Source organism: candidate division KSB1 bacterium (genome assembly GCA_022562085.1).
Taxonomy (GTDB): domain Bacteria; phylum Zhuqueibacterota; class Zhuqueibacteria; order Oceanimicrobiales; family Oceanimicrobiaceae; genus Oceanimicrobium.
On record JADFPY010000192.1, the window covers coordinates 1 to 8,427 of the forward strand.

Below are 8,427 nucleotides of genomic sequence, written 5' to 3' on the forward strand. Positions count from 1 at the left end.
TGCTTTGACTACTGAGCCTTCGCCAGCAGCCATCATCGGATCTGTTCCATTTTTCATTTTCGGTTGAGTTGCGGTAGGCGGAGTCGTTCCATTTTTCATTTTCGGTTGAGTTGCAGTAGAAGGCGCTGTTTTCATCATTCCTGCTCCTTTTGAATAAACAAAAGAATCCTCGTGAATGACGGTCCCTGCAGAATTAACTACCTCAACAGTCCAGTCGCCAACCCACTCCGCAACAAGGTTCTTGCTTGAATATACCCGCCATCTTGGTCCACCGACATTAAATGAAATCTCAGCACGGGTTTCGCCGCTGTGAAGCCAGCGGTGTGTAACACGATTCCCGGACATGTTTCTAATGTCGGTGAAGAAGTAAATTTGCTTAATGTCGGTAGAAAATGAGTTCAGATCGTTTACTGGTTCGCGGTCGACGATTTCGGTGGTAAATACCGACTTAGCTACCGAACCAGACTCCTGTGCAGTAGCAGTTGCACCGATAATCAAAACAACTCCCAGTAGAGCATTTAAAAAAACGTTTGTTTTGTTCATAATACACTCCTTTTGTTTTTAACACGCGAACTTATGTAATTTTTAGAATAATGTCAAAACAAATGACTGTAACTTTTTGATGCGGATGCTTGTTAGCTGGATTTGCCCGCTGATTAAAGAAATCGGCTGATGAATATATAAACTTTATGATCTGTGAGATTCTTCAATCATAAGGCATGAAAAGAAAGGATAATCTATTTATGAATCTGGGCAGAAAAAATAAAGTTCCTGCCGGGCGCGTTAAACCCACTCAAGTGCTCCCGGTAATTCTGGTCTAAAATATTCATGACAGCCACTTTCAGATTAACTGCCTTTGTAACATTTGCACCGAGTTTTAAATTCAGAGTGTACCAACCGGGGGTGCCGCCTTCCGGAATGCGCAAGTCAGCTTGATCCTCGAACGACAGTCGTTTCTGTTCCATTGCAAAGCGTGAGTTTAATTCGGCCCAGTACTGATTCTGGCGCCAGCGGATACCCAGCAATCCGCCAAAGGGAGGAATGCTGTTAAGGGGCTCGTCGTTAGATGTGTTTTGGCCGTAAGTGTAGCTTAGATTTCCGCGGAGAGCCAAATGAGAGGTTATGAAGAATTCTGCGGTGAATGCTACCCCGGTCGTGTAAGCTTTTCCTGCATTCTCTTTGTGAAAAACGGCAAGCGTGTCGCCCTCTTCAATCACGAAAGGCAAACCGTTGAATTCTGCCGGCCGACGCACAAGTAAATCCGTGATTGAATTATAAAATCCGAATATATTTGCCCGCAGACGATTTGAAAAGATTTTAAATCCCCCGTCAATGCTAAGGGTTTTTTCCGGTTTAGTGGCAGCGTTTGGTACATCATAGAAACTGTTGCCTTTACCCGGCCCCAATTTGGAAACATCGTCTAAATTGGGCGTCCTGAATCCCTGCGCAATATTGGTTACGAAACTAAGTTCTTTGCTTATAGCAAATTGTGATCCGAGACTTCCGGTAAAGGCTGAGTTTGTTTGTTTAATCGTTCCGAAGTTCTGCAAACTGTTTGGATCATCTTCAAAAGGTGCTCTTAGTTTGGTCGAGCTAAACCGTCCGCCGAGAATTAATTTCCATTTTGGCAAAAGGTGAAAAGCATCTTGTGCAAATAACCCGAATGTCAGGAATGATGATCCATCCGGAAAAAGGGGGAGGCCGGCGTTTTCCCTACCGGTTGTCAGGTCCCGGCTGCTCGATTTTGTGGCTACCCAATCAAAGTAAAGTTCCGAACCGTAAACTAATTGATGATTGCTACCCAACAGTTTGTTGAAATGGATTTGCAAACCGCTGGTCAGAGTTCGAAATTGGTCAAGAGTTTCGTTTGTACTGCCAAACTTAATTCGCCGCCGCCGTTCAAATTGCCTGTGTAATGAACCTGTAGTGGTAAATTTGTTGAACCAAGGAGATGGGTTGCGGTTAACATATGTCAGGTAAAATAGGTCTCGTTCCTGTGGGTCAAATAGTCGCACTGAATCGCCAAGCGTTTCCACAACGTCGTATCGGGGCACTGAATTTTGCCGGTTAAACTGAGCGGCCAAAGTCAGTTCCTGAAAATCCGATAATTTAATCAGCGCTTTGGAACTCAGGTCATAAGAATCATAGCCGTTTGGAGACTGTTTTTTATTAAGTACACGGTTTGTTCTTGAGTCATTCTGCAGCCGGTTCATTAAAGTCGATCCGCCTTTGCTCCCTCTTGTAATATCTCCAAAAGATTTAAGCGAGCCTTTTAAAATCAACCCCCATTTTGAATTGGCCGTCATAATATTGAAGTTTGAGGTTTTTGTTTCATCAGCAGTTGAAATCGAAGCAGAAGCTGATCCGCCGAATGTGTGTCTGCCGTCCAGGGTGAGCCGCGGGCTTTTGGTGATGAGATTAATTGCGCCTCCGAGGGCGTCGCTGCCGTAAAGTACCGAAATCGGGCCGTGCACAATCTCAACCCGTTCGAGGGTACCGGAGTCTACCGTATTTAAATATTGGGTATTGCCGCCGCGGTAAGTCGAGTTGTTCAAGCGAATGCCATCGACGAGAAAGAGGAGTTTGTTCGCTTTCAGGCCGCGCATAATCGGCGAGCCGCCGCCTTGATTGGTTTTTTGGACGACTAAACCGGGTTCCTCCCGCAGAAGCTCGGGAGTTTGCCGGCTGTTTCTCTCCCTGATTTTTCTGGGATTGATTACGGAAACAAATTGCGGGACCTCGTGTGCAGATTCGGAATTTCGGGAGGCGGTTACCAGAACATCTCCAAGCTGGATGACGGTAGGTGTCATTTCGATGTTTAGTTTAAGTATTTGCTTTGAATTTGCAAGCACAACACTCTTCTTAACAGTTTCATAACCTATTAGCTGGAAAATGACTTTGTATTTTCCCGTAGGAAGATTGCTTATTTGAAATTTGCCGCTTTCGTCTGTAACATCTCCTCTGCTTGTCGGTTCGAGAATTACCTGAACATAGGCAAGTGGATTGTTTTGCTTGTCAAAAACCTGCCCGGTAAGAGTCGATTCCGCAACCAGCTCAGTCGCTGATAGCGAAAATGAAGAAAAAAATGTAACTAGAAGTAGATGCCAGGATGCTGTTCGTTTACGACACATTAAAATGGTTTAGACCTCCTAAGTTGAAACTGATTTATTTTAGACTTATCTTAAAAATATTAGTTCTATGTTGATTTGAGTGGGTAATTACAAAAAGAATAGCCACGGATTCACACAGATTTTCACAGATGAATGCATTTAGCCTGAAACAGGATTCTTAAAAAACAAAGGACAAAATAATAAAATCTGTTAAAAACCATCATTTGTCAAACCTGCTTTTGTCTATTCTTCTCTTCGATGAATTGATATTATCTCTAACCAAAATCATTTTGTCGTTCTGGCTTTTAAAAATCCGTGTTCCATCCGTGTGTATCCGTGGCTTGAACATTTCTTGCTTATCCACACAGATCGACATAGAGTCAATATTATCTCTGTGAAATTCTATGTTATTTAGGGTCTTCTTTGCCCTTTTGTGAAAAAAATAATGAGTTACTTACAACCAAAAGCTCAAACAGTTCCGTCCATACTTCCCGGGATTCGAATATCTTCGATCATTTTTTGGACTTCTTCCGGAGGAGCCGGCGTCATTTTTGAAACCAGCAGCGCAACCGAGGCATTAAGGAACATCCCGATAATGCCAATCCCTTCCGGTGAAATGCCAAACAGCCAGTTTTCACTGCTGTTGGCTTCTGGATTAATAAATTTGAAATAGATGATATATCCGGCCGTAAACAGGATTCCCGTTACCATTCCAGCGATGGCGCCTTCTTTATTCATTCTTTTATAAAAAATTCCAAGAATAATAATCGGGAAAAACGAGGAAGCAGCCAAACCAAAGGCGAACGCTACGACCTGTGCGACAAACCCGGGCGGATTAATGCCAAAATAACCAGCGATGATCACAGCCGTCCCCGCGGCCAGTCTGGCATAAAGCAGCTCCTGCCGTTCGACGATTTGTGGCATCAAGACTTTCTTTAGTAAATCATGCGAAATCGATGTTGAAATGACCAGAAGCAGCCCTGCAGCAGTAGACAAAGCCGCTGCTAAACCGCCTGCCGCAACCAAAGCAATCACCCAGTTCGGTAGTTTCGCGATTTCTGGATTCGCAAGTACAATAATATCGCGATCGACAGTGATTTCGTTTTGCTGAGATTCTTTTTGGCCGGCTGCGTCCCCAAAGTACTGCATAGTGCCGTCGGAGTTCTTGTCCACCCAGTCAACCAATCCTGTCTTCTGCCAGTTTTTAAACCACTGCGGGGCCTCGCTATACGGCGTGTTATGAATCGTGTTAATAAAGTTCGTGCGTGCAAAGGCCGCCACTGCGGGCGCGGTTGTATAAAGAATTGCAATAAACAGCAAAGCGTACCCTGCGGATAAACGGGCGTCTCTTACTTTGGGAACTGTAAAAAACCGGATGATAACATGTGGAAGTCCTGCAGTGCCAACCATCAGCGCTGCGGTGATGCAAAAGACATCCAGCGTCCCTTTGCTGCCTGAGGTATAAGCATGGAAGCCAAGATCCCGGTTGAGTTGATCCAGCTTGTCCAATAAATAAGTCCCGGAGCCGTCGCCTAAAGTACTGCCAAAACCAAACTGCGGAATCACGTTGCCGGTGAGCAGAATTGAGATAAAAATAGCAGGAACCATGTAGGCAAAAATCAGCACGCAGTACTGCGCAACTTGCGTGTAAGTAATGCCTTTCATACCGCCAATGACCGCATAAAAAAATACAATCGCCATACCAATGATAACCCCGACGGTAATATCGACTTCCAGAAAGCGGGAGAAGACCACGCCCACGCCGCGCATTTGTCCGGCGACGTAAGTAAATGAAATAAAGATGGCACAAACCACCGCGACAAGTCTCGCCGCTTGCGAATAGTAGCGTTCACCGACAAAATCCGGAACCGTGTATTTACCGAACTTGCGCAGATAAGGCGCTAAGAGCAGCGCCAGTAATACGTAGCCGCCGGTCCAACCCAACAGATAAACGCTGCCGTCGCGGCCCATGAAAGAAATAAGTCCTGCCATTGAAATGAATGAGGCTGCCGACATCCAGTCCGCTGCAGTCGCCATGCCATTCGCGAGTGGAGAGACATGCTTGCCAGCCACGTAAAAATCACTTGTAGATTTTGCTCTTGACCAAATTGCGATACCAATATAAAGTGCAAAAGATAAAAAAACCAGCGTGTAAGTCCATGCCTGAATTCCCATTATCGGTTCCCCTGTGTTTCGTCCACACCGAATTCTCTGTCAAGGCGGTTCATTAAAAAAACATAAACAAAGATCAGCACCACAAAAACATAGATAGAACCTTGTTGAGCAAACCAGAAGCCCAGCTTAAATCCTGCAAATCGAAATTGATCGAGCTGGTTTACGAGGAGAATGCTGAACCCGTAAGATACGGTAAACCAAATCGTTAGAAGAATGCTAACATATTTTAAATTTTTACGCCAATACTTCTGACTTTTTGAAATATCCATTTCTCCTTCCCTCCGAGTTTTACAAGACTGACTCTTTCTTTTATAGCGTCGAACCACAGAATTTACAGAATTTTGCGTTGCTGTCGTGTCCTTCAGCGCTGCATTGCGGACAGGATTGGGTTGAGATTGTTTTTTTTTCCTTAAAAGCCTGTGACATTTCCACGGTGACAATTCCGGTTGGCACTGCGAGCATCGCATATCCGCAGATCATGATAATAGCTGCCAGAGCTTGCCCGATTTCCGTTCTGGGTGCAATGTCACCGTAACCGACGGTTGTTAAGGTAACGATTGCCCAGTACATGCTGCGTGGAATACTGGTGAAGCCGTTTTCGGCGTCCTCGATGATGTACATTAAAGAGCCGAAAATTGTCACCAGCGTTAAAACCGCGAATAAAAAGACTGCGATCTTGCGGCCGCTTGCTCTGAGCGCTTTCAGGAGGAGATTAACCTCGCCCAAATATTGTACAAGCTTGAAAACACGAAAAATCCGCAGTACTCGCAGGATCCGAATGACCAATAGGAACTGACTGCCGGGCAAAAGCAAACTGACATAAGTCGGCAGAATCGCAAGTATGTCCACGATACCGTAGAAGCTGGTGGCATAGAGACGAGGTCGGCCTACGCAGTATAATCGCAAAAAATATTCAATTGTAAAAAGAAGAGTAAATCCCCACTCGAGAAGGAAAAGGATATCTCCGTATTCACTTCGAACGGCCTGAACGCTATCGAGCATGACCGCAATCACGCTTAAAAGGATGCTCGCAATCAACACAATATCGAAACATTTGCCTGAGGGAGTGTCCGCTTCAAAGATGATTTCGTGCAAACGCCGGCGCAATGTAAGGTTTTGATTTTCTGTGGTTGACATGGTTTTGTTTACAAAGAGGAATCTGCCAAGACTCGTGTAATGATTTTAATTTGGTTGACCCACATGTCACCCCTATGGTTTTGTGGTTTTCAAAATCCATTGACTATAAAAATTCCACCCCGACACTTCGGGGTTAATGAGGATCTGAAATCTGGCCTGTGCAATTACTACTAATATGAGAGTGCAGATGCCTGAACCCCGCCAGGGGTGAAATATTTATAGAAGTCAGCGTTCCCAAAAAATCGTTAAACGCCATCGGGGTGATATGTGATGTCCCAATTCGGTAAAGGCGATTAGGAATCAGCACACTAGCTCATTATGTTTTAGAGAATTAATTGTATTGCGACGGCGTCTTGCCTTCAGATTTCTCACGTCGCGGAGTTTATCCTGAGCTTGCCGAAGGGCTTGTTCAGAACGACCCGTCGTTTGAATCTATCGAAAGGTAAGGTAAAATATTGAGGAGATCAAGCCTGTAGAGCTAAGCAGTTGCTAAAAAGGCGAGTTCTTTCGCGATTCGGTCATGATCGCAAACATTTAATTCCAGCAGTCTGCGCAGGTGGGTCATGGTGTCAATATCCTGGGTGAGGAATTTAAGGCCAAGCTTCTCACCGTTCAGATGAGCTAATTCAGCTTTAAACTCAAGGTCCAAATCTTTAGCGGCCAGACTTATTATTAGATGACAAGTATTGCCAAGTCCCATGGGAATTTTGTCTTTGGGGTGGATTAAGGCGCCTTTTAATGAAAGATCGAGTAGCTCTGCCCGATAGGTATTGTCAAAGTAGACGACTTCAACTTCCGCTAAAAATTTTACACGTACAAATTTGCGTCTTTCTTCCATGATAGTCTGGAATTTCAAAAAAAGTTTAATATAAGATTAAATCGGGATGGAAGGGAAAAACTTTAGTTTGGTGTTCAAGCTTCAGCTTCCAAGAAAAACTGACCTTATTCAAGATGGTTAGCTTTTGATTCGTTTAAAAAGAGACGAACCTTTGAAGTGTTCAGGTGTTAGAAGTGTTAGAGTGTTAAAGACTTTTCCTGAGTTATTTTATTTTAGATACTTGAATCCTTTAACACTTTTAACACCCAAACACCTGAACACTTCTTTCCTCAATGCCACGCTTTTTGCAGAACGTGCACTACGAACCTAAGACCTCAAATAGGAAGCGCCATTCACATCCACAATGCAGCCGGTCAAAAACTCCGAACCTTCCGAGGCCAGAAACAGTGCAGTTCGTGCCACTTCCGCAGGTCTTGCTACTCTGCCAAGCGGACTTTGATTGCGAATTTCATCTCCCTGCGGGCCATCCAGAAAAGGCGCCACTCTCTCCGTGTCGACAAAACCCGGTGCGATCACAAAGAAGAAAATATTGTGAGCCGCCAGGGCTTTGGCGAGCGACTGGCTCATGGCATGAAGTCCGGCCTTGGTTGCGCCGTACGCCGGTGCATCCGGTTCGCCGCGAAATGCGCCGCGCGAGCCGATATTGACAATTTTGCCACCGCCGAACTGCATCATGTGTTTGGCGACACAAAAAGAGAGATTCGCCGGCCCCAGTAAATTGATCGCCACTGTCTTTTGCCACATCTCCTGCCACTCGTCGTAGTCAATGTCCAGAATAGGGTGGACCTCGAATATTCCGGCATTGTTTATCAACACATCGATTTTGCCCATGCCCTTGGCCACAGTTTCGATCAAATTAGGCAACTCCTCCGGGTTGGTGAGATCAGCCCGGACAAGCCTGTGTGTGTCACCTTTTAGAGACTCGAGGGTTCTTTGCGCGGCTCTTTCGTTGTTATTAAAGTGGACAACGACACTGGCCCCGGCCTCTGCAAATTCCTGCGCAATGGCCCGGCCGATGCCGCCGGAAGCGCCGGTAACCAGGACGGTTTTGTTTGAGAAGTTTGTCATAATATTAATTAAGGAGTTGTGCTTGTTCTTTTGTCTTAATAACTATAGGCTCACTTGCGCTCCCATTCGAAGACACAGACATTAAAAGCCAAACAAGCC

The 8,427-nt window shown here is 45.1% G+C and carries 7 protein-coding genes; all 7 read right to left on the bottom strand.

Annotated elements, in window-relative coordinates:
• Positions 1-543 (bottom strand): DUF2914 domain-containing protein (locus IH879_14835; GenBank protein MCH7676208.1); only part of this gene is annotated, 543 nt, incomplete at its 3' end.
• Between the two features lie 194 nt (positions 544-737).
• Entirely contained in the window at positions 738-3,131 is a 2,394-nt protein-coding gene (locus IH879_14840; protein ID MCH7676209.1) for a TonB-dependent receptor, read from the bottom strand.
• A gap of 447 nt (positions 3,132-3,578) precedes the next feature.
• Positions 3,579-5,285: a cation acetate symporter gene (locus IH879_14845; protein MCH7676210.1), complete on the bottom strand. Its 1,707-nt coding sequence runs from the start codon at positions 5,283-5,285 to the stop codon at positions 3,579-3,581.
• Positions 5,285-5,554 carry a DUF4212 domain-containing protein gene (locus IH879_14850; protein ID MCH7676211.1) on the bottom strand — a complete coding sequence of 90 codons (270 nt, stop codon included), beginning with the start codon at positions 5,552-5,554 and terminating at the stop codon, positions 5,285-5,287. Before IH879_14850 ends, IH879_14845 begins: the two co-directional genes overlap by 1 nt.
• A 40-nt stretch (positions 5,555-5,594) precedes the next feature.
• Positions 5,595-6,422 (bottom strand): ion transporter, encoded by an 828-nt coding sequence (locus IH879_14855; GenBank protein ID MCH7676212.1) that lies wholly within the window; start codon positions 6,420-6,422, stop codon positions 5,595-5,597.
• Between the two features lie 478 nt (positions 6,423-6,900).
• Positions 6,901-7,260 carry a PilZ domain-containing protein gene (locus IH879_14860; protein ID MCH7676213.1) on the bottom strand — a complete coding sequence of 120 codons (360 nt, stop codon included), beginning with the start codon at positions 7,258-7,260 and terminating at the stop codon, positions 6,901-6,903.
• Between the two features lie 306 nt (positions 7,261-7,566).
• A complete protein-coding gene (locus IH879_14865; GenBank protein ID MCH7676214.1) occupies positions 7,567-8,328 on the bottom strand; it encodes an SDR family oxidoreductase in 762 nt (253 codons plus the stop codon).
• Positions 8,329-8,427 lie beyond the last annotated feature (99 nt).

Excerpts from the sequence above, each read along its gene's own strand:
- IH879_14840 (MCH7676209.1), bottom strand. The coding sequence starts at position 3,131 with ATGTGTCGTAAACGAACAGCATCCTGGCATCTACTTCTAGTTACATTT.
- IH879_14845 (MCH7676210.1), bottom strand. The coding sequence starts at position 5,285 with ATGGGAATTCAGGCATGGACTTACACGCTGGTTTTTTTATCTTTTGCA.
- IH879_14850 (MCH7676211.1), bottom strand. The coding sequence starts at position 5,554 with ATGGATATTTCAAAAAGTCAGAAGTATTGGCGTAAAAATTTAAAATAT.
- IH879_14855 (MCH7676212.1), bottom strand. The coding sequence starts at position 6,422 with ATGTCAACCACAGAAAATCAAAACCTTACATTGCGCCGGCGTTTGCAC.
- IH879_14860 (MCH7676213.1), bottom strand. The coding sequence starts at position 7,260 with ATGGAAGAAAGACGCAAATTTGTACGTGTAAAATTTTTAGCGGAAGTT.
- IH879_14865 (MCH7676214.1), bottom strand. The coding sequence starts at position 8,328 with ATGACAAACTTCTCAAACAAAACCGTCCTGGTTACCGGCGCTTCCGGC.